The sequence below is a fragment of the Pseudomonas sp. NFX71 genome (genome assembly GCF_048079215.1).
Classification (GTDB): Bacteria; Pseudomonadota; Gammaproteobacteria; order Pseudomonadales; family Pseudomonadaceae; genus Aquipseudomonas; species Aquipseudomonas fluorescens_B.
Map to the genome: position 1 here is coordinate 3,441,982 of NZ_CP182230.1, position 22,542 is coordinate 3,464,523.

Below are 22,542 nucleotides of genomic sequence, written 5' to 3' on the forward strand. Positions count from 1 at the left end.
GTTGACTGTCAGGCCGCCATCGCGAGCAGGCTCGCTCCCACAGGTTTTTGTGGTGTTTGAATAATTACAGCAGTTCAAAACTCTGCTGCGTCACGTCCTGGGAGTCCAGGCCGATCTGCACGTTGAACTTGCCTGGCTCCGCCGCGTACTTGAGCTGGGCATTGAAGAACTTCAGGTCATCCTCGGTGATGGTGAAGTGCACGACTTTCTGCTCACCGGCCTTGAGCGTGATTTTCTGGAAGTTCTTCAGTTCCTTGATCGGCCGGATCATCGAGCCGGTGACGTCCTGGATGTACAACTGCACCACGGTTTCGCCATCACGCTTGCCGGTGTTTTTCACCATGACGCTGGCGTCGAGCTTGCCGGTCTTGTTCAGCGTGGTCGATGACAGGGCCATGTCGGTCAGGCTGAAATCGGTGTAGCTCAGACCGAAGCCGAACGGGAACAGGGGACCGGTGGTGTCATCGAAATACTGCGAGGTGTAGTTGCCCGGTTTGCCCGGTGTGAATGGCCGGCCAATGCTCAGGTGGTTGTAGTAGGTCGGAATCTGGCCCACCGAACGCGGGAAGGTGATCGGCAGTTTGCCCGACGGGTTGTAGTCGCCGAACAGCACATCGGCGATGGCGTTGCCGCCTTCGGTGCCGCTGAACCATGTTTCCAGGATTGCGTCCGCCTGGTCTTTCTCTTCGAGAATCGACAGCGGACGGCCGTTCATCAACACCAGCACCAGCGGTTTGCCGGTGGCTTTCAACGCCTTGATCAGATCGCGCTGGTTGGCCGGGATGTTGATATCGGTGCGGCTCGACGATTCGTGGGACATGCCACGGGACTCGCCCACCGCTGCCACCACCACATCGGCATCCTTGGCGGCTTTCACTGCTTCGTCGATCAGCACTTGCGCCGAACGCGGATCGTCCACCACTTCCGGGGCGTCGAAGTTGAGGAAGTTCAGGTAATCCAGGACCTTCTTGTCGCTGGTGATGTTGGCGCCACGGGCGTAGATCAGCGTCGATTTATCGCCCAGCGCGCGGGTCATACCGTCAAACAGAGTGACCGATTGAGCCGGACGGCCAGCGGCAGCCCAACTGCCCATCATGTCGATCGGTGCTTTGGCCAGCGGACCGACCAGCATGATTTTCGCGGTTTTCTTCAGCGGCAGGGTTTCGCCCTGGTTCTTCAGCAGCACCAGGCTGCGGCGCGCAACGTCGCGGGCCTCGGCACGGTGCAGGCGGCTGTCGGCGTAAGTGTCGGCCGGATCATCCTCTGCCTTGCCGATGCGCAGGTACGGGTCCTTGAACAGGCCCATGTCGTACTTGGCTGCGAGCACTTCGCGGACGGCGTTATCGATGTCTTTCTGTTCGATCTCGCCCGCCTTCAACAGCCCCGGCAGCTCTTTGCCGTACAGGGTGTCGTTCATGCTCATGTCGATGCCAGCCTTGATCGCCAGCTTCGCGGCTTCGCGACCATCACGAGCGACGCCGTGCTTGATCAGCTCGAAAATCGCCCCATGGTCGCTGACTGCCAGGCCCTTGAAGCCCCATTCCTTGCGCAGCAAGTCGTTCATCAGCCAGGTGTTGGCCGTGGCGGGTACGCCATTGATCGAGTTCAACGCGACCATCACGCCGCCGGCACCGGCGTCAATCGCCGCGCGGTACGGCGGCAGGTAGTCCTGGTACATCTTGACCGGGCTCATGTCGACGACGTTGTAGTCACGACCACCCTCGACCGCGCCGTACAAGGCAAAGTGCTTGACGCTGGCCATGATGCTGTCGGCTGCGTTCGCGCCAGAGCCCTGAAAAGCCTTGACCATCACGCCGGCGATGCGCGACACCAGATAAGTGTCTTCGCCGAAGCCTTCGGAAGTCCGACCCCAACGCGGGTCGCGGGAGATGTCGACCATTGGCGCGAAGGTGATGTCGAGGCTGTCCGCCGCGGCTTCCTTGGCGGCAATGCGCCCGGACAGGCCGATGGCGTCCATGTCCCAGCTCGACGCCAGCGCAATCGGGATCGGGAAAATGGTGCGATGGCCGTGGATCACGTCATAGGCGAAGAACATCGGGATCTTCAACCGGCTGCGCATGGCCGCGTCCTGCATCGGACGGTTTTCCGGGCGGGTGATGGAGTTGAACGTGCCGCCGATGTTGCCAGCGGCGATTTCCTTGCGGATCATCTCCCGAGGCATTTCCGGGCCGATGCTGATCAGGCGCAACTGGCCGATTTTTTCATCGAGGGTCATTTGCTTCATCAGGTTGCTGATGAAGGCGTCCTTGTTCTCCAGGGGTGCAGGGGTCGTGGCGGCCAATAGGTTATGACTGGCCAGGCTGACGAACAGGCCCAGCAAACACAGCTTCTTCATGAATGGTTTTCTCTAAAGCCTAAACGGCGGGGAATACGCGCCGGTCAGCCAAAATTTAGGGAGCGACTATTGTTGTTCAGGTAAATGCAGCACACTTCTGCGTGTCTTTGCGCTGGGGCATCTTTTAGCCCATTGGCTCGATGCAATCCAGTGGCGGCGGCAGATTATGCCCCAAGAGGCGGTCCAGAAGGTCGCTGGTTGTTTTTTCAACGGAATGTACAAGGGAGCGTCAAACCAGATGAATGTACGACACCACACTCGGTCAAGCCTGCGGATCGCAGCCTTGATGTTGCTGACCACGTTGCTGGCCGGTTGCGGCATCAACAACATTCCGACCCTCGACGAACAGGCCAAGGCCGCCTGGGGCCAGGTGCAGAACCAGTATCAGCGTCGCGCCGACCTGATCCCCAACCTGGTGGAAACCGTCAAGGGCTACGCCAAGCATGAAGAGGAAACCCTGACAGCGGTGATCGAAGCCCGGGCCAAGGCCACGTCGATCCAGGTGGATGCCAGCACCCTCGACAATCCCGAGAAGCTCAAGCAGTTCCAGCAAGCGCAGGATCAGCTGACCGGCGCCTTGAGTCGTTTGATGGTGGTGTCCGAACGCTATCCGGATCTCAAGGCCAACCAGAATTTCCTCGCGTTGCAATCGCAGCTGGAAGGCACCGAGAATCGCATCGCCGTGGCGCGTCGTGATTTCATCCTCGCGGTGCAGAAGTACAACACCGAAATCCGTACTTTCCCGGGGCGCTTGTGGCACACCGTGATGTACAGCGATCTGCCGATTCGTGAAACCTTCGAAGCCACCAGCCCCGGTGCCGAGAAAGCACCGGAAGTGAAGTTCTGACCGGCCTGATGCATTACCACGGATGAGGTTGCCAATGCGTTTGTTGAAAGTGGGCCTGGCGCTGTTGCTTTGGGTGTTTGTCGCCACGGCGCAAGCCGAGCTGAAGTTTCCGCAGCTGACCGGGCGGGTGGTGGATAACGCCCAATTGATTGAACCCTCAGTGCGCGAGCAGTTGACGCAACAGCTCAACGCCCATGAAAAAGCCACCGGTGAACAATTGGTGGTGGTGACGTTGCCGGACCTGCAGGGCACTGACATTGCAGACTTCGGCTATCAGCTCGGTCGCCACTGGGGCATCGGGCAGAAGGACAAGAACAACGGTGCGCTGCTGATCGTCGCTCGCGACGAGCGCCGGTTGCGGATCGAAGTCGGTTATGGCCTGGAAGATCGCCTGACCGATGCGCAGAGTTCGGTGATCATCAACCAGGTGATCACCCCGGCATTCAAGACCGGCAACTTCAGCAAGGGTATCAGCGACGGGGTCGCGGCGATGCTGGTGGTATTGGGCGGCAGTCCGCTGGATGAGCCGTCGACGGTGTACGACTCCGGCGGCAATCAGGAGAGTGACTTCGTTTCGCGGCATCCCGGGGTGTTTGTGTTCCTGGTGTTGCTGTTCATCCTGACGATATTCGTCTTGCAGATGTTCGGGATCCTGCCGGCTGGCCGAGGTGGCTCGGGCGGCTCGAGTGGTGGTTTCGGCGGTGGTGGATTTGGCGGCGGCGGTGGAGGCGGGGGCTTCAGCGGCGGTGGGGGCAGTTTCGGGGGCGGCGGTTCGTCGGGCGGCTGGTGATAACAACAATGAACGGGCATTCGTAAAATGGCACTACTGACTGAACACGAACAACGCAAAGTCGCCGAGGCAATTGCCCGGGTCGAGCGCGACACCGACGCCGAACTGGTGACCGTGCTCGCGGCCCGCGCCGACGACTATGCGTACATCCCGCTGCTATGGGCCAGCTTGCTGGCGCTGGTGGTGCCGGGTGTCGTGCATTACCTGACCGGCTGGCTGACCATGCACAGCCTGCTGCTGGTGCAATGGGTCACCTTCATCGTGTTGTGCCTGGTGTTCCGTATTCCGAAAGTCACCACCCATTTGATCCCGCGCTCCGTACGTCACTGGCGCGCCTCGAACCTGGCGCGTCGGCAGTTTCTGGAGCAGAACCTGCACCACACCGTGGGCAGTACGGGCATGCTGATTTTCGTTTGCGAGGCCGAGCGTTATGTGGAAATCCTGGTGGATGAAGGGATTTCCAAACGGCTGGACAACAAGAACTGGGACGCGATTGTGGCGGCGTTCACCCAGCAGGTGAAGCAGGGGCAGACGTTGCAGGGGTTTGTGACGTGTGTCGAAGCGTGTGGCGAATTGCTCAAGGTGCACGTGCCGGTGACGCATGTGAGGAATGAGTTGCCGAATCGGTTGGTGGTGTTGGGCTGATACACCTTCTGTGGTGAGCGGGCTTTTGTGGCGAGGGAGCTTGCTCCCGCTCGGCTGCAAAGCAGTCGTAAAACCTGAGAACTCGGTCTGACTGATGAATCGAATGGGGCCGCTTCGCGACCCAGCGGGAGCAAGCTCCCTCGCCACAGGGGACTCGACTCCCTCAGGATTCGCACCGTTCGGTAAATAACTGCGTGTCCCGAACGGCCATCCCCCCTAAAATACCCGCCATTCCCGATTCGCTCCGCCCGAGGCCGTTTTTTTCATGTCCGTCACCGCCACTCCCGCCAGCCTCGCGCCGGATCACCACGCCCAGTTCATCGACCTGCTGCAAACCAGCCTCGACGCCAACGCCTTCATCAAGCTGGTGCTGGCCAAGTACGTCGGCACCGAAGCGGATCTGCAACGGCTGATCATCAAGCAACTGACCGTCAAGGATCAGCCTTGCCTGTCCTTCGTCTACCGCTACAAGACCCGCGACATCACCAAGAACCTGCCGCTGGCCGAGGGCGTGGCGACCATCGCCGCGTTGTTGCCGGCCTCGTTCAAAAATGCGCATTTGTTGTCGCTGACCGACGAAGCCCAGCTCGAATACAGCAAAAAGGGCAAGTCTTCGCTGTTCAAGAGCAAACCTCAGCAATTGCGCGAAGTGCCGTCTGCCGAGCACAACCGCGAGAAGAATCGCTTTCTCGACCTGAGCCGGCCGTTTCTCGCCGACCTTGGTGTGACGAACAGCAAGCACGAGCTGATCCCGGCGATGTCGCGCAAGTGGAAGCAGATCAACAAGTTCATCGAAGTCTTCAGCCATGCGCTGACCACCTCGCCACTGGCGCTGGACAAACCGGTGCGGGTCGCGGATTTCGGTTCGGGCAAGGGTTACCTGACGTTCGCGATCCACGATTACCTGCGCAACACCTTGAACGCCGAAGGTGAGGTGACCGGCGTCGAGCTGCGTGAAGAGATGGTCACGCTGTGCAACGCCGCCGCCGCGAAACTGGAGCATCCGGGCCTGGTGTTCAAGTGCGGTGACGTGCGCAGCGTCGCACCGAGCGAGCTGGACGTGATGATCGCGCTGCACGCCTGCGACATTGCCACGGACTATGCGATCCACACGGGCATCCGCTCCGGCGCGTCGATCATCATGTGCTCGCCGTGCTGCCACAAGCAGATCCGCCTGCAAATCCAGAGCCCGGCGCTGCTCAAGCCGATGCTGCAATATGGACTGCACCTGGGCCAGCAAGCGGAAATGGTCACCGACAGTTTGCGAGCGCTGTTCCTCGAAGCCTGCGGTTATGAAACCAAGGTGTTCGAGTTCATCTCACTGGACCACACCAACAAGAACAAGATGATCCTGGCGGTCAAACGCGCCGAGCCGGTGGACCCGGCCCAGCTGTTGGTGAAGATTCAGGAGCTGAAGGATTTCTACCACATCAGCGAACATTGCCTCGAAACCTTGCTGCGGGCCGACGGCTATTTGAGCTGAACCCCGGCCGGTAACGTGCCCGGTTGCGCCGGACGCACAGCGGTCTTGCGTCCGAGCATCACCGTCACGATCACCCCGGCAGCAAACAGCCAGGTGATCGGCTCGATGTGTTCACCAAAGAACAACGCCGAGAACGCGATGGTGAAGAAAATCTGCAACAACTGAATCTGACTGACCCGGGCAATGCCGCCCATCGCCAAACCGGCGTACCAGGCAAAGAAACCGATGAACTGCGAGAACAGCGAGACGTAACCAAACGCCCACCAGGTCTTGGCCGAAATCTCGCCCTGGTGTTGCAGCGCCAAGTACACCACCGGCCCGATCAACAGCGGTGTCGACAGCACCAGCGCCCAGCAGATCACCTGCCAGCCGCCCATTTCCTTGGCCAAGCGGCCACCTTCGGCATAACCCAGACCGCCCACGGCAATTGCGCCGAGCATCAGCAAATCACCGGCCTGAATGCTGCCGGCGCCGCTGATCAACGCGTAACCCAGCACCAGCGCGCTGCCCAGCGCGGCACAGGCCCAGAAGGCTTTCGACGGTCGTTCGTGGGACAACCACGCGGCGTACAACGCCACGCACAGCGGTTGCAGGCCATTGACCAAAGCACCGTGGGACGCAGGCAACGTTTGCATCGCCCAGGCCGAGAGCACCGGGAAACCGAGGATCACCCCGGCGATCACCAGTGCCAGGCCTTTGACCTGTTTCCAGGTTGGCCATTTTTCCCGGCGCCACAGTAACAATATCGCGGCCGGAATGGCCGCGAACAGCGCACGACCCAAGCCGTTGAGCAGCGGATGGAGTTCCTGCACGACGATCCGTGTGAAGGGCAGGGTGAGGCTGAAAATCACAACGCCAAGCAGGCCGAGGGCCATGCCGGTGTTTTCGCGCGAGGACATGATGGGGACCGGAATTCAGGGTGATGGGAGATGGCTTCATCTAGCCACAAACCTCAGGGATAGCTCTGTTACAGCTGGGCGCAGAGTTATCCGTACAGTTGCGAGTAATCCCTGTGGTGAGGGAGCAAGCTCCCTCGCCACAAAAGCTCATTGTTCGTAGTAGCTGGTTATTACCCACTCTCACGGATAAGGACTACCTTGAATACTCCTACGCATTTCACAGAGGAGTCCTCCCCATGGCTGCCAAGAAAATCCTGATGCTGGTCGGCGATTACGTCGAAGACTATGAAGTGATGGTGCCGTTCCAGGCCTTGCTGATGGTCGGTCACACGGTGCACGCCGTCTGCCCGGACAAATCCGCCGGCCAGACCGTGCGCACGGCGATCCATGACTTCGAAGGCGACCAGACCTACAGCGAAAAACCCGGCCACCTGTTTGCCCTGAACTTCGATTTTGCCAAGGTCGCCGAGGCCGACTACGACGCGCTGCTGATCCCCGGCGGTCGTGCCCCGGAATACTTGCGCCTGAACGAAAAAGTCCTGGATCTGGTGCGCGCCTTCGACAAGGCCGGCAAGCCGATCGCCGCCGTGTGTCACGGTGCACAATTGCTGGCAGCGGCAGGTGTCCTTGAAGGTCGCGAGTGCAGCGCCTATCCGGCCTGCGCGCCGGAAGTGCGCCTGGCGGGCGGCACGTTCATCGATATCCCGGTGACGGAAGGTCACGTTCAAGGCAATCTGGCCACTGCTCCGGCCTGGCCGGCCCACCCGAGCTGGCTCGCCGGTTTCCTCGGCTTGCTGGGCACCAAAATCACGCTGTAACGAGGGACGATTCCATGTGCGAGCTCTACGTCAAAGCCGATCCGATTCTCTATGAATCGCGCTCCCGCTCGCTGCGCATCTGCGGGGTGGTCACCACCCTGCGGCTGGAGAATCAGTTCTGGGACATCCTCAGCGAAATCGCCGAGGTCGATGGCATGACCACCAACCAGTTGATCACCAAACTGTATGAAGAGGTGATGGACTACCGCGGCGAAGTGGTTAATTTCGCCTCCTTCCTGCGGGTGAGTTGCACGCGGTATTTGAGTCAGCGGCGCGTGCAGGCGCCGGAGTTGTCGGTGGTGCGGACGGCTGCGAAGTAGCACAAACCGTGTTGCCACATTCGCGAGCAAGCCCACTCCCACATTTGATCGCATTCCAAATGTGTGTGGGGCTTGCTAGGCGACAAAAATACAGGGCTGGTCTTTACTCTGAAGCGCGAAACCTCTCAATCGCCAAGGAGAAAGAGCATGTCTGGATGGTATGAGTTAAGCAAAACCAGCAACGGCCAGTTTCGCTTCGTGCTGAAAGCGGCGAATGCCGAAACCATTCTGAACAGCGAGCACTACACCACTCGCAGCGCCGCCGAAGGCGGCATAGCCTCGGTGCAGAAGAACAGCCCGCTGGATGAGCGCTATGAGAAAAAGACCACCAAGGACGGTCAGCCGTACTTCAACCTCAAGGCTGGCAATCACGAAATTATCGGCAACAGCGAAACCTATTCCTCTGATGCCGCCCGGGACAAAGGCATCGCGAGCGTGAAGGCCAACGGCCCGACGACCGTGATCAAGGACAAGACCTTGCCGGTGCTCTGATCGCATCCTTCAAACCCAATGCAAATCCACTGTGGGAGCTAGCCTGCTAGCGATGTCTGCTTAACATTCGACGAAGATGTTGAGTGTCAGGCCGCTATCGCTGGCAGGCTTGCTCCCACATTGGTTTTTGTGTGTGCCCGGGGATCAGCGCAATGCTTTCAACAAGCCTTGAAGCTGACCAAGCCCAGCCTCACCGAGCGCAAACACCGGCAATCGCGGATCACCCGCCTCCAGCCCGGTCGCGCGCAAGCCGGCCTTGATGGTCGCCGGCAACCCACCTTTCAAAATGAAATCCAGCAGCGGCAACTGGCGATAGAATAGGTCACGCGCCGTGCTCAAATCGTTGGCCAGGACCGCTTCATACAGCTCCAGGTTGAGCTGCGGAATCAGGTTCGGCGCCGCCGTGCACCAGCCCTTCGCACCTGCCGCGAAGGCTTCCAGCGCCAGCGGATTGCAGCCGTTGTAGAACGGCACCTGACCTTCGCCGAGCCGTTGCAGTTGGTGCATGCGCTGGATGTCGCCGGTGCTCTCCTTGACCATGGTCACGTTATCCACGGTGTTGACGATGCGCAGGATCAGGTCCACCGACATGTCGGTGCCGCTGGTGGCCGGGTTGTTGTAGAGCATGATCGGTACGCCGATGCTGTCGCTGATGGCGCGGTAGTGGGCGAGGATTTCCGCTTCGCTGAGTTTCCAGTAGGACGTCGGCAGTACCATCACCACATCGGCGCCGTGGGCTTCGGCAAACCGTGCGCGGCGCACGGCTTTGGCGGTGGTCAGGTCGGACACGCTGACGATGGTCGGCACTCGTTTGGCCACGTGCTTGATACTGAATTCGGCGACCTGATCCCACTCCGCATCGCTGAGGTAGGCACCTTCGCCGGTGCTGCCCAGCGGTGCGATCGAGTGGACGCCGCCGTCGATCAGGCGGTCGATGGAGCGCCCGAGCGCGTCAAGATCAACGCCTTCGCCATTGGCGGTGAACGGAGTGATGGTGTAGCCGATGATGCCGTGAATCGTTGGGGTCGACATGGCGACGCTCCTCTTCAAAGTGAGTGGGGTCAGTTCAGGCAATCGGCGTGTTGACGCAGGTTCTGCCGAGCGTAGTAGTTGAAAGCGGCGCCATGGCGCTTGGGTTTCGAGATCCAGTCATGGGCTTCACGACCCAGCTCCGCAATGATCGGCTTGATGGTCCCAGCGCTCATCGCCAGCAGTTGCAGCCTGGCGGCGCGTTCAATCAGTTGCGCGATGACACAGGCTTCCTCGATGGTCGTGCCCGTCGACAACTGGCCGTGGTGGGAAAGCAGGATCGCCCGTTTGTCGCCGAGTGCACCGGCAATCAGTTCACCTTCTTCGTTACCGACCGGCACACCCGGCCAGCCTTCGAGAAAGGCGCAATCGTCGTAGAGCGGGCAGAGGTCCATGTGGGAAATCTGCAGCGGCACTTCCAGCATCGACAGCGCCGCGACGTGGGTCGGGTGCGTGTGGATGATGCAGTTCACGTCCGGCCGGGCGCGGTACACCCAGCTGTGGAAACGATTGGCCGGGTTGGGCATGCCGTGGCCTTCAAGCACTTCCAGGTCTTCGTTGACCAGCAGAAGGTTGCTGGCGGTGATTTCGTCGAAACCCAGGCCCAGTTGTTGAGTGTAGTAAGTGCCCGGTTGCGGGCCGCGGGCGGTGATTTGCCCGGCCAGGCCGGAGTCGTGACCGTTCTCGAACAGAATACGGCAGGTCAGGGCCAGCTTTTGCCGGTCGGTCCACGTATTATCCGCCAGGGTATTTTGCATCTGGGTCAGTGCTTGCTTGACCAGTTGCTCTTTGGGTAGTGCTAAGGTCTTCGCCATATCAGTGTCCTCGGGTGTTTCACGCAAATGACACTAACGAGGCTATGTGACACGTTGTGTCATTGGCAAGCGCAAATCGTCGCCTCCTTGATGGGTTAATCGATCTCCATGTCTATCCGTTTGAAATTATTGAGAAAAAAACTAGGCGTGACGCTCGAGGCCTTGGCCGAAAAATCCGGCATGACCAAGAGCTATCTGTCAAAAGTCGAGCGTGGGCTGAATACGCCGTCCATCGCGGCCGCGCTGAAACTGGCTAAGGCGCTGAACGTCAAGGTCGAGGAATTGTTCTCCGAGGACAGCGTCAGCCTCGATAGCTACAGCCTGGTGCGCAGCCATGAGCGCCAGTCGTTGGCGGCCAATGACGAAAGTCCTGGTTATGCGGTGCTGGCGCATCAGGTGAGTGAGCGCAGTCTGTTGCCGTTTATCATTTATCCGCCGTTCGAATTCGCGGACAAAACCTTCAAGGAACACTTGGGGGAAGAGTTTCTGTTCGTCCACGAAGGGCAGGTGGAAGTGGATTTCATGAACGAGCGCGTGCTGCTCGAGCGGGGGGATGCGCTGCACTTCAATGCGCAGAAACCGCACCGCATCCGCTCGGTAGGCGAGGTCAAGGCGCAGTTGCTGGTGGTGGTGCATAGCACGGAAGAATGATTAGACGCCTTGGTGGTGAGGGAGCTTGCTCCCGCTGGGCTGCGAAGCGGCCCCCTGCTTTTTTCAGAGAGAAAGCATTGTCCAGTTTTGCGGCTGCTGCGCACCCGAGCGGGGGCAAGCTCCCTCGCCACGGGTACGGTGTTTGCTTCAGACCTCGACGGGAACGGTCAGCTTTGGATTGCCAAGCGCATGCGTCTTCGAATCAAAAAACCGCAGTTCTGATCCGGTCCCTTCAAACACCTTCGCGTAATGCCGCTTCTGATGCTGGATAAACGCCTTGCTGCGCGGATAAATCGACACCGCCACCACCTTCGGTTTCGCCTGGCGTAGCGCATGAACGATGTGGCTGTCCTGCTCACCCAACGCGTGGCCAAAGACGCACAACCCCTCGCCATGCCCCAAAAGCTGGTCATAGCAAAACGACAAATAATCCGAACTGCGGATGGTCTTGAGCTTGTCCGCGCTCGGCCCTTCGTTCACAAACAAGGGCACGTCATCCAGCGTCTTGATCGTGTTGTTGATCGCGAAACTGCCCAGCAACGTGCCCTCGGTCGACATCAGTTTGCGCGCCGTGCCGTCCTGATTGCGCACCAGATGCAAACCGCCGTGCAGGTACAGCAAGCGGGTTTTATCGGTCGCCGTGGCGCTCAGGTCAAAACCCGGCTCGGTGCCCTGGAAGAGGTCAGTGATGGCATCAGGCTGGTGTTGAATGGCCCAGTAGTTGAGCAAGTCGTAATTGGTGGTCAACACCGTCCGGTAACACCCCAGTTCCTGACTGATCGTCGCCAGCGTCGAGGGCACCACCAGCCGCCACGGGATGTGCACCGCGTGCACGGTGTTGATCAGCGCTTCCTTGATCGCATAGTAGCGATTGCGCGGCGCGGCGGAGCTGACAGCCAGGGCCTTGTTCACGCGGCTGGTGGTTTTCAGAGCGCCCAGCACCTGCTCGAAACTGCGCGTCTGCATCGCATCGAACACACTCAGTTCGGACTGGCTCAGTGGCTTTTCTTCCACGGTGCGGGCGTTTTCGAACAGCGAGTCGTAGCCGAAATCGTCCCAAACCGCACGGCTGGCACCGTTGCCCACCAGCAGGCCGCTGATCGAGGTGGTGGCGCGCAAGGCGTTCCAGTCTTCAAGCTGGGCATCGACATCCTGGAAATCGGTCATTGCGGTCGTTGTCTCAAAAAAGCAAAAGGTCGGATGGGCGGCGACTTTATCACGACCCGGACTTGAGCCAGATCAAGTTAGCGTTTGGTCGATGAGGCGATCCTGTGAGTATTCGCCGAATCGAACAGCCGATACGGTCCTAGCCCTGGAGATTCGCCATGAGCAGCACGTTTTTCATCCCCGCCGTGAACATCATGGGTATTGGTTGCCTCGACGAAGCCATGGACGCGATTGGCAAGTACGGCTTTCGCAAGGCGCTGATTGTTACTGACACCGGGCTGGCCAAGGCCGGCGTGGCGGCGATGATCGCCGAGAAACTGGCGATGAAGGATATTGACTCGGTCATCTTCGACGGCGCCAAGCCCAACCCGAGCATCGCCAACGTCGAAAGTGGCCTGGGCCTGCTCAAGGAAAGTCGCTGTGATTTCGTCGTGTCGCTGGGTGGCGGTTCGCCCCACGACTGCGCCAAGGGCATCGCCTTGTGCGCGACCAACGGCGGGCAGATCCGCGATTACGAAGGCGTCGATCAATCCGAGAAGCCGCAATTGCCGCTGATCGCCATCAACACCACCGCGGGCACGGCCAGCGAGATGACGCGTTTCTGCATCATCACTGACGAATCGCGTCACGTGAAAATGGCCATCGTTGACCGCAACGTCACGCCGCTGCTGTCAGTCAACGACCCGGCGCTGATGGTCGCCATGCCCAAAAGCCTGACCGCCGCCACCGGCATGGACGCGCTGACCCACGCCATCGAAGCCTACGTGTCCACCGCCGCCAACCCGATCACCGATGCCTGTGCGTTGAAGGCCATCACGTTGATCAGCAACAACCTGCGCCTTGCCGTGCGAGATGGCAGCGACCTGTCCGCGCGGGAAAACATGGCTTACGCACAGTTCCTTGCGGGCATGGCGTTCAATAATGCGTCTCTTGGCTACGTGCATGCCATGGCCCACCAGTTGGGTGGTTTCTACGACTTGCCCCACGGCGTCTGTAACGCCGTGCTGTTGCCACATGTGCAAAGTTTCAATGCGCTGGTGTGCGCCGACCGCCTGACCGACGTGGCCCATGCAATGGGTGCCGATATCCGCGGCTTCAGCCCGGAAGAGGGCGCCCAGGCGGCCATCGCGGCGATTCGTAGCCTGGCGAAAGACGTCGAAATTCCCGCTGGCTTGCGCGAACTCGGTGCCCGGCTCAACGATATCCCGACCCTCGCCGCCAACGCCTTGAAAGACGCGTGTGGCGTGACCAATCCACGGGCCGCGGATCAGCGGCAGATCGAGGAGATTTTCCGCAGCGCGTTTTGACGGTCGCACGGCTCGGGCGCAAAGGACGTTATGCTGCGTCTTCGTCCGAGCCGACATCGCGAGTCCCAGATGCTGCAAAAAAGCCTGATCCGCCGCCTCGACCTCATCACCCTCCAGCTATTCGTCGCCGTCCACGAAGAAGGCACGCTGACCCGTGCTGCGACCCGCGAGGCCATCGCGGTGTCGGCGGCGAGCAAGCGGTTGATGGAGTTGGAGGAGGCGCTGGGCATTAGCCTGTTCGTGCGTCAGGCCAAGGGCATGACCCTGACGCCGGCCGGCGAAACCCTGTTGCACCATGCTCGGCAGATGCTGTTCAACGTCGAGAAAATGGGCTTTGAACTGGGTGAACACAGCCATGGCATTCGTGGTTATGTGCGGATGCTCGCCAACCTGTCGGCGATCATTCAGTTTCTGCCGGAAGACCTGCGGGGCTTTTCCGAACGACATCCGCAGGTCAAGACCGATCTCGAAGAGCGTCCCAGCGGCGGTGTGATTCAAGGCGTGCTGGATGGCGTGGCGGACCTAGGGATCTGTTCCAGCGACAGCGATGTGAAAGGCCTGCACAGCGTGCTGTATCGCCAGGACAAACTGGTGGTGCTGATGCTGCCGGATCATCCATTGGCCAGCCGTTCCAGCCTGGCGTTCGCCGATACGCTGGGCAGCGATTACGTCGGCCTGCATTCCGCCAGTTCCATCAACATGCGCACCCACGCCGCCGCGCGTGAGGCGGGCAAGGTGTTGCGATTGCGGATTCATGTGCCGGGGTTCGATGCGATGTGCCGGATGGTCCAGGCCAACATGGGCATCGGGATTTTGCCGCAGAAGGCTTACGAATTGTTTGGCCGGGCGCTGGGGTTGCGTGCGGTGCCGTTGACCGATGACTGGTCGGATCGGGCGTTGATTCTGGTCGTGCGCGATGAAGCGGCGTTGTCGCCGGTGAGCAGGATGTTGTTTGAGCAGTTGCGGGGGCAGGTCTGAGATTTTCATTGCCGGGACCGGCCTCATCGCGGGCAAGCCCGCTCCTAAAGAGGATTGGTGAACGCCGCAGATCACTGTGGGAGCTGGCCTGCCAGCGATGACCGACCTGAGGTCGCGGTAATCTCCCCGAGCGTTCGCGTTTCACGAACGCCCGTTGCCAACAGAAGGTTGGATTCCAGTCCCCTCGCTCCTCTAGCCTTGGCGCATATTCCAAGAACAACAGAGGTACCCCGCGATGACTGCCCCCCTGAGTGCAATCAAGGTGATCGAAATCGGCACGCTGATCGCCGCGCCGTTCGCCGCGCGCATGCTCGCCGAGTTCGGCGCCGAGGTGATCAAGATCGAAGCCATGGGCCAGGGCGATCCCCTGCGCAAATGGCGCAAGCTGCACGAAGGCACCTCGTTGTGGTGGTACCTGCAATCGCGCAACAAGAAGTCCCTGGCGCTGAATCTGAAATCCCCCGAAGGCATTGAACTGGTCAAGCAACTGGCGACCAGCGCCGACGTGCTGATCGAAAACCTGCGCCCTGGCGCTCTCGAGAAACTCGGTTTGGGCTGGGACGTGTTGCACGCCTTGAATCCCAACCTGACTCTGGTGCGCATTTCCGGCTACGGCCAGACCGGTCCGTACCGCGACCGTCCAGGGTTCGGCGCCATCGGCGAGGCCATGGGCGGGATTCGCTACACCACCGGCACCCCCGGTTCACCACCGGCGCGGGTCGGTGTCAGCCTTGGCGATTCACTGGCGTCGCTGCACGCGGTGATCGGCGCCTTGATGTCGCTGCTGCGGGTCAAGACCGGGCAGGGCGGCGGGCAAGTGGTCGATGTGTCGCTGGCCGAAAGCGTGTTCAACGTCATGGAAAGCCTGGTGCCGGAATACGACATGCTCGGTCATGTGCGTGAGCGCAGCGGCGGGGCATTGCCCGGCATCGCGCCGTCCAACACCTACCTGACGGCCGATGGGGCCTACGTGGTGATCGCCGGCAACAGCGATCCGATCTACAAGCGCTTGATGGAAGTCGTCGGTCGCCGCGATCTGGCCGACGCGCCGGAGTTTGCCCACAACGATGGTCGCGCAGCCAAGAGCAATGTGCTGGATGCTGCCATCACTCACTGGACCAGCAGCCTGCCGATCGACGAAGTCCTGTCGGCGCTGGAAGCCGCTGAAGTACCGGCCGGACGCATCTATTCGGTGGCTGACATCGTCGCTGATCCGCACTATCAGGCGCGGGACATGCTGCTCAACGCCGACCTGCCTGGCGGCGCGACAGTGACGATGCCGGGCATCGTGCCCAAACTCTCCGAAACCCCCGGTGGCGTGAACTGGTCGGGGCCGAGCCTGGGCCAGCACACCGACGGGATTCTCGCGGGGTTGGGCCTGACGGACGCAGACATCGAACGCCTGAAAACTGAAGGGGTGGTGCAATGATCACTGATTTTTCCGAGACCCTGATCGTTCAGGAAGTCTCCCCCCGCGACGGCCTGCAGATCGAGCCGACGTGGGTTGAAACGGTCGACAAGATTGCCCTGATCGATCAGCTGTCGCTGGCCGGATTCAGCCGCATCGAAGCCGGTTCGTTCGTGTCGCCCAAGGCCATTCCGGCGCTACGCGACGGCGAGCTGGTGTTCAAGGGCATCACCCGTCAACCGGGAGTGATTTACGTCGCGTTGATCCCCAACCTCAAAGGTGCGCAACGGGCGCTGGCGACAAGGGCCGATGAGCTGAACCTGGTGATGTCCGCCAGCCAGACCCACAACCTGGCGAACATGCGCATGCGGTGCGAAGCCTCATTGGCCGCGTTCGGCGAGATCGTGCACTACGTGGGTGACACTCAGGTGCGACTGAACGGCAGCATCGCCACCACGTTCGGTTGCCCGTTCGAAGGCAGGATCGATGAGGACCGTGTACTGCAAATCGTCGAGGCCTATCAGGAACTCGGCATTCAGGGCATCACCCTGGCCGACACCACCGGCATGGCCAATCCGCGTCAGGTCGACCGACTGGTGCGCCGGGTCTTGCAGCGGGTTTCGCCAGCGGACCTGACCCTGCATTTCCACAACACCCGCGGCCTCGGTTTGTGCAACGTGCTGGCCGCTTACGAGGCCGGCGCCCGACGCTTTGACGCAGCCCTCGGCGGCCTCGGCGGGTGCCCGTTTGCACCGGGTGCCTCGGGCAATATCTGCACCGAAGACCTGGTGAACCTGTGCGATGAAATCGGCATTCACACCGGCATCGACCTGCCGCTGTTGTTGAGGTTGTCGCGAGGATTACCCGCGCTGTTGGGGCACGAAGTGCCAGGCCAGTTGGCCAAGGCCGGACGCAATTGCGACTTGCACCCAACCCCTTTCTGACACACCGAACAACGCCCACAGAAGCTACATCTCAACCAGACAACAAAAACAATCGGACACCCAAGGGCAGTCCGCCTGGAGAAAGCACCATGAGCCTCAATGTACTGGAGGCGGGCGCGAGCCCGTCCGTTAGCAACGACGAAGAAAAAGCCCTGGTCAGCAAAGTCGCCTGGCGCCTGATGCCGCTGATCATGGTCTGCTACCTGTTCGCGTTTTTCGACCGCATCAACATCAGCTTCGCCAAGTTCCAGTTGCAGACTGACCTGAGCCTGAGCGACACCGCTTACGGCCTCGGCGCCGGGCTGTTCGTGGTCGGTTACGTGATCTTCGAAGTGCCGAGCAACATGATGCTGTACAAAGTCGGCGCCCGCCGCTGGATCGCGCGGATCATGATGTCCTGGGGACTCGCGACGGCGGCGATGGTCTTCGTCAACAGCGAATGGCAGTTTTACGCGCTGCGCTTCGTGATCGGTGCGATGGAGGCCGGTTTTGCGCCGGGCGTGCTGTATTACCTGACGCTGTGGTTCCCGCAGCACTATCGCGGACGCATCACCTCGATGCTGTTCCTGTCATCGGCGTTTGCCGGGCTGGTCGGCGCACCGTTCTCCGGGCTGGTGCTGCAACACCTCGACGGCGTCCTCGACATGCGCGGCTGGCATTGGCTGTTTCTGCTCGGCGGCGTGCCCTGCATCGGCCTCGGATTGCTGGTGCTGACCCTGCTCAAGGACCGCATCGAAGACGCCCACTGGCTGACACCGTCGGAGAAAGTCCTGCTGGCCAGCCGCATCGCCCACCATGAACCGCACAAGAGCGGCGGCTCGTTGCTCGCGGCACTGCGGATTCCCGGTTTCCTCACGCTGGGGCTGATCTACTTCCTCATTCAAGTGGCGTCCTACGGCTTGAATTTCTGGGCGCCGCAACTGATCCGCAGCGCGGGCACAGAGAGCCCGGTGATGATCGGTTTGCTGACGGCGATTCCGTACATCTGCGGGGCAATCAGCATGGTGGTGATCGGACGGTTGTCCGACTCGACCGGCGAGCGTCGCAAGTTTGTCGCAGGGTTGGTGGCAGCGGGTGCGCTGGGCTTCTTCTGCGCCGGTATCTTCGCCAACCACACGACCTTCCTGATCGTCGCACTGGGCTTGCTCGGCGCCGGGATCATCGCCTCCATTCCGAGTTTCTGGACCCTGCCGCCGAAACTGCTGGCCGGTGCCGGCGCGGGGGCTGCGGGCGGGATCGCGGTGATCAACACCCTCGGCCAATTCGGCGGCATCGTCAGCCCTGTCATGGTCGGACGGATCAAGGACCTGACCGGCAGCACCACACCGGCGCTGTATGTCATCGGGGTCTGCGCGCTGATCGCTGTTGCCCTGCTGCTGTGGGGATTGCCGCAGAAACTGCGCACGCTCGACAAGTTTTGAAAGATTGCAGCCTTCGGCAGCGCCTGCAGGGACCACGCATCCCCGCAGGATCTACCGAAGGCTGCGATCTTTTGATTTTCAAGACGTCGCAATCACCGCTTTGGCGGGTGAATCACTGAACTGAATCAGCGCAACACCACCGATCAACAAAGCCGCCCCCAACACCCGCGGCACCGTCATCTGCCGCTCCACCAACCCAAACCATCCAAAGTGATCCAGTACCAACGAGGCTACCACTTGCCCCGCCAGCGCCAAGGCAATAAACCCCGACGCTCCCAGCTTGGGCAGCAACATCAGCGCGAGTGAAATAAAACACACCCCCAACGCACCGCCGGCCCACATCCACAAGGGTGCCCGAGTGATGAAATCCAGTGACGGCAGCGGCAAGCGCAGCGCCAACATGATCGGCAACAGCACCGCAATACTCACCACCAGCGACGCAAAAGTCGCCCACAGCGGATGACCCAACCCACGTGTAAGGTTGGCGTTGATCGCACTCTGAAAAGGCACCACCGCTCCGGCAATCACTGCCAACAGCAACAAACCGGCCCAATGCAACGTACTCATGATCATTCTCCAACAGGTTTTGCTGGACTCTAGAGTATTCGTCGCGCAGATTTAAATTCCAAATCGCTATCCAGAACATGCATCGGATGAATGATCTTCGGCGTATTGATCTTAACCTGTTGGTGATTCTCGACGCCTTGCTCAGCGAGCAACATGTCACTCGTGCGGCTGAGCGTTTGCACCTCAGTCAGCCGGCGGTCAGTCATGCGCTGGCGCGGTTGCGACATGTGCTTGGCGATCCATTGCTGGTCAGGGCAGGAGCTGGTCTGGTACCCACCCCACGCGCCCTCGAACTGATCGCACCGCTTGCGGAAGCCCTGGCCCAGGTGCAATCGCTGCTGGCGCCCGATGCCTTCGATCCGGCCACGGCCAAGCGCACGTTTCGCCTGGCGATGTCCGACTACGGCGCCGCCATCGTCCTGCCGGGCCTGATCCGCACGTTACGCCGGGAAGCACCGGGCATCGACCTGCAAATCAGCCACGCCAGCCGCGAAGGCATGCTCGACGCAGTGCTCAACGGCGACATTGACGTGGCGGCGGGCGTCTTTCCAGAGCTGCCGAACGAGTTGCGCAGCACTCCTTTGTTCGAAGAACATTACGCCTGCCTCGTGGACCGCAACAGCCTGCCCGCCGATGGCGTGCTCGACTTGCCAACCTACCTGTCGCGCCCGCATGTCTTGTTGGAAATGCGCGGCAGCGGCACTCCGGAGATCGAACGGGCGTTGACCGCGATACGTGAGCGCCGCCGCGTAGCGATCAGCCTGCCGCACTGGAGCGTGGCGCCGGAGTTCATCAGTGGCACGGACCTGATTCTCACGGTTGCATCGCGCGCCTTGCGCAATATTGATGAACAGTCGCTGGTCGTTGTTCCGCCGCCGTTTGCTATTCCGTCGTTTACGTTCGTGTTGGCGTGGCACAAGCGGCGAGGCGGGGATCAGGCGTTGAACTGGTTGAACGGGCGGATTGAGGTTGCCGCACCATGACGGTAAAAACTACGTCGTGCCTGAAAAACTCAAGGGTTACTGAAAAAATGTTATCTGGCCTCAACCACCTGACCCTCGCCGTCACCGACCTGAACCGCAGCGTGGCGTTCTATCACGACCTCCTGCAACTTCAGCTCGAAGCCACTTGGGATAGCGGCGCCTACCTCTCGCTGCCCGGCCTTTGGCTATGCCTTTCCCTCGACCCCCTGCGCAACGCCGGGCCCGCCGCCGATTACACCCACTACGCCTTCAGCATCGGCGAACCCGACTTCTCGTCATTCGTCGAGCGCCTGCGAGCGGGCAATGTCCGGGAATGGCGCGACAACCGCAGCGAAGGCGCGTCGTTCTACTTCCTCGATCCGGAGGGTCACAAGCTTGAAGCCCATGTCGGCGATCTGGCCTCTCGACTGGCAGCCTGCCGGCAGCGTCCCTATGCGGGAATGAAGTTCTTCGACGATCAGTCAGTCGATTCGCAAGGACCTGATATAGACTTGCGGCCATTCACCAAATAGTTCAACAGGATTTCCCCGATGACCCCATCGCTGCTAATGGCCGTTCTCGCCTCGGGCTTCATTTACGGAATCACACCGGGGCCGGGGGTTTTGGCGGTGTTCGGCATCGGCGCGGCGCGTGGGCGGCGGGCAGGGGCGGGTTTTTTGTGTGGGCATTTGCTTGGGGACGTGGTCTGGTGCAGCACTGCGCTGATCGCGATAGTCGGGGCGCGGGAAATCGGCAGTACGGCGTTTGACGTGCTGGGTGTGCTCAGCGGGTTGTATCTGTTCTGGCTCGGTTTACGCGCGGTACGGGCCAAACGCAGCAGCGCCGAAACGCCGCAGGGCCCGGCGCGGCAACCGTTCTGGCACGGCATTCTGTTCGGTCTGACCAATCCGAAGGCGTATCCGGTGGCGGTGGCGACCTTTACGGCGTTACTGTCCAGCCGTGCGGAGTTGCTGCATTGGTCGATGCTGCCCTGGCTGATCGTTCTGAGCTTCGTCGGTGGTCTGATCGCCTACGCTATCCTCATTGGCATCGTTGGTGCGCGGCAGGTGCGCAGCCTGTATCAACGCCATGAACTGGCGATCACCCGCCTGTGCGGGGTGATGTTTATCGGTTTTGCCATCAACGCCCTGGCGCATGCCTTGCCGGGGCTGATGCCGAACAAGGCTTGAAACTGATCGCAGGGACGCGTCAGCGGCTACATCACGGGTCAGGGATGGTTCTTTTTTGTTGCATTGTTCGGACATGCTCTCTGCACCATGGCATCCAGGAATTCCGCGCCGCTGGCGAGTTACATCGATCTACTGCTGGACGCCGTTTGCGCGGTTGATAAACAAGGTCGCTTTGTTTTTGTCAGCGCAGCCTGCGAGCGCATTTTCGGTTACACGCCTGAAGAGCTGGTCGGCCTGCCAATGATCGATATGGTGCATCCCGCCGATCGCCAGCGCACCCTCGACGCTGCGCGGGAAATCATGGGCGGTGACCCCAAACTCAACTTCGAAAACCGCTACTTGCGCAAAGATGGCCGCGTGGTACACATCCTGTGGTCTGCGCGTTGGTCGGAAGTCGATCAACTGCGCATCGCCGTGGCCCGCGACATCACCGAGCGCAAGCAGGCCGAATCCCGGCAAGCGGCGTTGTATGCGATCTCCGAAGCGGCCCACGCGGCAGAAGATTTGCTGGCGTTGTTCAAACGCATCCACTTGATCATCGGTGAATGGCTGCCGGCGCTGAATTTTTCCGTCGCGCTGTATGACGAGCACTGCGCGCAGCTCAATTTCCCTTACCACGTCGATGACAATGAACAGCAACCCGAGCAGCCCGGAACCGTCACCGGACGGCTGTGTGCCGAGGTGATCCGCAGCGGCCAGCCGATTTTGCTGACCCCGGACCAGGACGACGCCCCGGCAGGATTCGAGCTACTGGTCGCCGGCCAGCACTCGCCCTGCTGGCTGGGCGTGCCATTGAACTCGCAGAACGGCACCATCGGCGCGCTGATCGTAAAAAGCGTGGCGGGCGGCGAGCGCTACACCGAGCAAGACAAGGAACTGCTGCAGTTTGTGTGCGCCCAGGTCGCGACTGCCATCGAGCGCAAGCAATTGCATGCCCGACTGCAGCGCATGGCCCAGTACGATCAACTGACCCAACTGCCCAATCGCGAGTTGCTCCGTGACCGGCTGAAAGCCTCGCTGACACTGGCCAAGTTGGAGTGCGGGCGCATGGCGCTGCTGTACGTCGATCTCGACCGCTTCAAGGAAGTCAACGACACCCACGGCCATGCCGTCGGCGACATGCTGCTGCAAGCGGTCGCCAATCGTCTGAAAGGCTGCGTGCGGGAAACCGACACCGTGGCGCGCATCGGCGGTGATGAGTTTGTGGTGTTGTTGCACAGCATTCAGGCTGCGGAAGACGCTGACGGCGTTGCCGGAAAAATCCGTCAGATCCTGGCTCAGCCGCTGCGTCTGGATGGCCACAGCCTGAACATCCAGCCGAGCATCGGCGTTGCGCATTACCCCGAACACGGTTCGGAAGAAAAGCAATTGTTTCGCCATGCCGACGAGGCCATGTACAGCGCCAAACGCCAGAATCACCTGAAGTACAGGGCTTGAAAATCAGTCACCGTTC

At 60.7% G+C, this 22,542-nt stretch carries 23 protein-coding genes; 17 read left to right on the plus strand and 6 right to left on the minus strand.

Annotation, left to right across the window (positions count from 1 at the left end; translation table 11 throughout):
* Nucleotides 1–64: 64 nt before the first annotated feature.
* Nucleotides 65–2,356 carry a beta-glucosidase BglX gene (gene bglX / locus ACM1ZW_RS15820; protein ID WP_416738871.1) on the minus strand — a complete coding sequence of 764 codons (2,292 nt, stop codon included), beginning with the start codon at nt 2,354–2,356 and terminating at the stop codon, nt 65–67.
* 238 nt (nt 2,357–2,594) lie between these two features.
* Between bglX and ACM1ZW_RS15825 the strand changes: the two genes are divergently transcribed.
* The 4 genes from ACM1ZW_RS15825 to ACM1ZW_RS15840 all read left to right on the plus strand — a co-directional run bounded on the left by ACM1ZW_RS15825 (nt 2,595) and on the right by ACM1ZW_RS15840 (nt 6,121).
* Nucleotides 2,595–3,203 carry a LemA family protein gene (locus ACM1ZW_RS15825; RefSeq protein ID WP_017336864.1) on the plus strand — a complete coding sequence of 203 codons (609 nt, stop codon included), beginning with the start codon at nt 2,595–2,597 and terminating at the stop codon, nt 3,201–3,203.
* A gap of 34 nt (nt 3,204–3,237) precedes the next feature.
* Nucleotides 3,238–3,993, plus strand: coding sequence for a TPM domain-containing protein (locus ACM1ZW_RS15830; RefSeq protein WP_414879569.1), 756 nt, complete (start codon nt 3,238–3,240; stop codon nt 3,991–3,993).
* A 27-nt stretch (nt 3,994–4,020) separates the two neighbouring features.
* Nucleotides 4,021–4,638, plus strand: coding sequence for a TPM domain-containing protein (locus ACM1ZW_RS15835; protein ID WP_414884916.1), 618 nt, complete (start codon nt 4,021–4,023; stop codon nt 4,636–4,638).
* Between the two features lie 265 nt (nt 4,639–4,903).
* Nucleotides 4,904–6,121 (plus strand): class I SAM-dependent methyltransferase, encoded by a 1,218-nt coding sequence (locus ACM1ZW_RS15840; protein WP_414879570.1) that lies wholly within the window; start codon nt 4,904–4,906, stop codon nt 6,119–6,121.
* On the opposite strand, the gene ACM1ZW_RS15845 is transcribed toward ACM1ZW_RS15840, so the two are convergent.
* On the minus strand, nt 6,109–7,020 hold the full coding sequence (locus ACM1ZW_RS15845; protein ID WP_017336868.1) for a DMT family transporter: 912 nt from the start codon (nt 7,018–7,020) through the stop codon (nt 6,109–6,111). The genes ACM1ZW_RS15840 and ACM1ZW_RS15845 overlap by 13 nt on opposite strands.
* A gap of 236 nt (nt 7,021–7,256) precedes the next feature.
* Between ACM1ZW_RS15845 and ACM1ZW_RS15850 the strand changes: the two genes are divergently transcribed.
* The 3 genes from ACM1ZW_RS15850 (at nt 7,257) to ACM1ZW_RS15860 (ending at nt 8,650) form a co-directional block, all read left to right on the plus strand.
* Complete coding sequence (locus tag ACM1ZW_RS15850; RefSeq protein ID WP_008025704.1) at nt 7,257–7,838, plus strand: DJ-1/PfpI family protein; 582 nt, start codon at nt 7,257–7,259, stop codon at nt 7,836–7,838.
* A 14-nt stretch (nt 7,839–7,852) separates the two neighbouring features.
* Nucleotides 7,853–8,158 (plus strand): ribbon-helix-helix domain-containing protein, encoded by a 306-nt coding sequence (locus ACM1ZW_RS15855; protein ID WP_017336870.1) that lies wholly within the window; start codon nt 7,853–7,855, stop codon nt 8,156–8,158.
* 147 nt (nt 8,159–8,305) lie between these two features.
* Nucleotides 8,306–8,650, plus strand: a complete 345-nt coding sequence (locus tag ACM1ZW_RS15860; RefSeq protein WP_017336871.1) for a YegP family protein — start codon at nt 8,306–8,308, stop codon at nt 8,648–8,650.
* 144 nt (nt 8,651–8,794) lie between these two features.
* On the opposite strand, the gene ACM1ZW_RS15865 is transcribed toward ACM1ZW_RS15860, so the two are convergent.
* Nucleotides 8,795–9,682, minus strand: coding sequence for a dihydrodipicolinate synthase family protein (locus ACM1ZW_RS15865; protein WP_017336873.1), 888 nt, complete (start codon nt 9,680–9,682; stop codon nt 8,795–8,797).
* 29 nt (nt 9,683–9,711) lie between these two features.
* Nucleotides 9,712–10,494, minus strand: a complete 783-nt coding sequence (locus ACM1ZW_RS15870; RefSeq protein WP_017336874.1) for an aldolase — start codon at nt 10,492–10,494, stop codon at nt 9,712–9,714.
* A 108-nt stretch (nt 10,495–10,602) separates the two neighbouring features.
* Between ACM1ZW_RS15870 and ACM1ZW_RS15875 the strand changes: the two genes are divergently transcribed.
* Nucleotides 10,603–11,145, plus strand: coding sequence for a helix-turn-helix domain-containing protein (locus ACM1ZW_RS15875; RefSeq protein ID WP_416738873.1), 543 nt, complete (start codon nt 10,603–10,605; stop codon nt 11,143–11,145).
* 147 nt (nt 11,146–11,292) lie between these two features.
* On the opposite strand, the gene ACM1ZW_RS15880 is transcribed toward ACM1ZW_RS15875, so the two are convergent.
* Complete coding sequence (locus ACM1ZW_RS15880) at nt 11,293–12,312, minus strand: DUF4917 family protein (protein WP_416738874.1); 1,020 nt, start codon at nt 12,310–12,312, stop codon at nt 11,293–11,295.
* A gap of 158 nt (nt 12,313–12,470) precedes the next feature.
* Here ACM1ZW_RS15880 and yiaY point away from each other — a divergent pair, with 158 nt between their 5' ends.
* The 5 genes from yiaY to ACM1ZW_RS15905 all read left to right on the plus strand — a co-directional run bounded on the left by yiaY (nt 12,471) and on the right by ACM1ZW_RS15905 (nt 18,370).
* Entirely contained in the window at nt 12,471–13,619 is a 1,149-nt protein-coding gene (yiaY, locus tag ACM1ZW_RS15885) for an L-threonine dehydrogenase (protein WP_017336877.1), read from the plus strand.
* A 69-nt stretch (nt 13,620–13,688) separates the two neighbouring features.
* Nucleotides 13,689–14,597, plus strand: coding sequence for a LysR family transcriptional regulator (locus tag ACM1ZW_RS15890; RefSeq protein ID WP_031318471.1), 909 nt, complete (start codon nt 13,689–13,691; stop codon nt 14,595–14,597).
* A gap of 235 nt (nt 14,598–14,832) precedes the next feature.
* Nucleotides 14,833–16,026: a CaiB/BaiF CoA transferase family protein gene (locus tag ACM1ZW_RS15895; protein WP_017336879.1), complete on the plus strand. Its 1,194-nt coding sequence runs from the start codon at nt 14,833–14,835 to the stop codon at nt 16,024–16,026.
* Complete coding sequence (locus ACM1ZW_RS15900) at nt 16,023–16,949, plus strand: hydroxymethylglutaryl-CoA lyase (RefSeq protein ID WP_414884922.1); 927 nt, start codon at nt 16,023–16,025, stop codon at nt 16,947–16,949. The genes ACM1ZW_RS15895 and ACM1ZW_RS15900 overlap by 4 nt, the downstream gene beginning before the upstream one ends.
* Nucleotides 16,950–17,038: 89 nt before the next feature.
* Nucleotides 17,039–18,370: an MFS transporter gene (locus ACM1ZW_RS15905; protein ID WP_416738875.1), complete on the plus strand. Its 1,332-nt coding sequence runs from the start codon at nt 17,039–17,041 to the stop codon at nt 18,368–18,370.
* A 78-nt stretch (nt 18,371–18,448) separates the two neighbouring features.
* Here ACM1ZW_RS15905 and ACM1ZW_RS15910 read toward each other — a convergent pair whose 3' ends face one another.
* On the minus strand, nt 18,449–18,937 hold the full coding sequence (locus ACM1ZW_RS15910; protein WP_017336882.1) for a DMT family transporter: 489 nt from the start codon (nt 18,935–18,937) through the stop codon (nt 18,449–18,451).
* 77 nt (nt 18,938–19,014) lie between these two features.
* On the opposite strand from ACM1ZW_RS15910, the gene ACM1ZW_RS15915 reads away from it, so the two are divergent.
* The 4 genes from ACM1ZW_RS15915 (at nt 19,015) to ACM1ZW_RS15930 (ending at nt 22,526) form a co-directional block, all read left to right on the plus strand.
* The gene (locus ACM1ZW_RS15915; RefSeq protein WP_416738876.1) at nt 19,015–19,920 is read left to right on the plus strand and encodes a LysR family transcriptional regulator; all 906 of its coding nucleotides are present in this window, start codon (nt 19,015–19,017) and stop codon (nt 19,918–19,920) included.
* Nucleotides 19,921–19,967: 47 nt separating this feature from the next.
* Nucleotides 19,968–20,432: a fosfomycin resistance glutathione transferase gene (gene fos / locus ACM1ZW_RS15920; protein ID WP_416738877.1), complete on the plus strand. Its 465-nt coding sequence runs from the start codon at nt 19,968–19,970 to the stop codon at nt 20,430–20,432.
* Between the two features lie 18 nt (nt 20,433–20,450).
* The gene (locus ACM1ZW_RS15925) at nt 20,451–21,089 is read left to right on the plus strand and encodes a LysE family translocator (protein WP_416738878.1); all 639 of its coding nucleotides are present in this window, start codon (nt 20,451–20,453) and stop codon (nt 21,087–21,089) included.
* 87 nt (nt 21,090–21,176) lie between these two features.
* Nucleotides 21,177–22,526 carry a diguanylate cyclase domain-containing protein gene (locus ACM1ZW_RS15930; RefSeq protein WP_414879580.1) on the plus strand — a complete coding sequence of 450 codons (1,350 nt, stop codon included), beginning with the start codon at nt 21,177–21,179 and terminating at the stop codon, nt 22,524–22,526.
* The last annotated feature ends 16 nt before the right edge of the window (nt 22,527–22,542 follow it).

Bases quoted from the DNA above. Each gene is read 5' to 3' on its own strand.
- bglX (WP_416738871.1), bottom strand. From the start codon at position 2,356: ATGAAGAAGCTGTGTTTGCTGGGCCTGTTCGTCAGCCTGGCCAGTCAT.
- ACM1ZW_RS15825 (WP_017336864.1), top strand. From the start codon at position 2,595: ATGAATGTACGACACCACACTCGGTCAAGCCTGCGGATCGCAGCCTTG.
- ACM1ZW_RS15830 (WP_414879569.1), top strand. From the start codon at position 3,238: ATGCGTTTGTTGAAAGTGGGCCTGGCGCTGTTGCTTTGGGTGTTTGTC.
- ACM1ZW_RS15835 (WP_414884916.1), top strand. From the start codon at position 4,021: ATGGCACTACTGACTGAACACGAACAACGCAAAGTCGCCGAGGCAATT.
- ACM1ZW_RS15840 (WP_414879570.1), top strand. From the start codon at position 4,904: ATGTCCGTCACCGCCACTCCCGCCAGCCTCGCGCCGGATCACCACGCC.
- ACM1ZW_RS15845 (WP_017336868.1), bottom strand. From the start codon at position 7,020: ATGTCCTCGCGCGAAAACACCGGCATGGCCCTCGGCCTGCTTGGCGTT.
- ACM1ZW_RS15850 (WP_008025704.1), top strand. From the start codon at position 7,257: ATGGCTGCCAAGAAAATCCTGATGCTGGTCGGCGATTACGTCGAAGAC.
- ACM1ZW_RS15855 (WP_017336870.1), top strand. From the start codon at position 7,853: ATGTGCGAGCTCTACGTCAAAGCCGATCCGATTCTCTATGAATCGCGC.
- ACM1ZW_RS15860 (WP_017336871.1), top strand. From the start codon at position 8,306: ATGTCTGGATGGTATGAGTTAAGCAAAACCAGCAACGGCCAGTTTCGC.
- ACM1ZW_RS15865 (WP_017336873.1), bottom strand. From the start codon at position 9,682: ATGTCGACCCCAACGATTCACGGCATCATCGGCTACACCATCACTCCG.
- ACM1ZW_RS15870 (WP_017336874.1), bottom strand. From the start codon at position 10,494: ATGGCGAAGACCTTAGCACTACCCAAAGAGCAACTGGTCAAGCAAGCA.
- ACM1ZW_RS15875 (WP_416738873.1), top strand. From the start codon at position 10,603: ATGTCTATCCGTTTGAAATTATTGAGAAAAAAACTAGGCGTGACGCTC.
- ACM1ZW_RS15880 (WP_416738874.1), bottom strand. From the start codon at position 12,312: ATGACCGATTTCCAGGATGTCGATGCCCAGCTTGAAGACTGGAACGCC.
- yiaY (WP_017336877.1), top strand. From the start codon at position 12,471: ATGAGCAGCACGTTTTTCATCCCCGCCGTGAACATCATGGGTATTGGT.
- ACM1ZW_RS15890 (WP_031318471.1), top strand. From the start codon at position 13,689: ATGCTGCAAAAAAGCCTGATCCGCCGCCTCGACCTCATCACCCTCCAG.
- ACM1ZW_RS15895 (WP_017336879.1), top strand. From the start codon at position 14,833: ATGACTGCCCCCCTGAGTGCAATCAAGGTGATCGAAATCGGCACGCTG.
- ACM1ZW_RS15900 (WP_414884922.1), top strand. From the start codon at position 16,023: ATGATCACTGATTTTTCCGAGACCCTGATCGTTCAGGAAGTCTCCCCC.
- ACM1ZW_RS15905 (WP_416738875.1), top strand. From the start codon at position 17,039: ATGAGCCTCAATGTACTGGAGGCGGGCGCGAGCCCGTCCGTTAGCAAC.
- ACM1ZW_RS15910 (WP_017336882.1), bottom strand. From the start codon at position 18,937: ATGAGTACGTTGCATTGGGCCGGTTTGTTGCTGTTGGCAGTGATTGCC.
- ACM1ZW_RS15915 (WP_416738876.1), top strand. From the start codon at position 19,015: ATGCATCGGATGAATGATCTTCGGCGTATTGATCTTAACCTGTTGGTG.
- fos (WP_416738877.1), top strand. From the start codon at position 19,968: ATGTTATCTGGCCTCAACCACCTGACCCTCGCCGTCACCGACCTGAAC.
- ACM1ZW_RS15925 (WP_416738878.1), top strand. From the start codon at position 20,451: ATGACCCCATCGCTGCTAATGGCCGTTCTCGCCTCGGGCTTCATTTAC.
- ACM1ZW_RS15930 (WP_414879580.1), top strand. From the start codon at position 21,177: ATGGCATCCAGGAATTCCGCGCCGCTGGCGAGTTACATCGATCTACTG.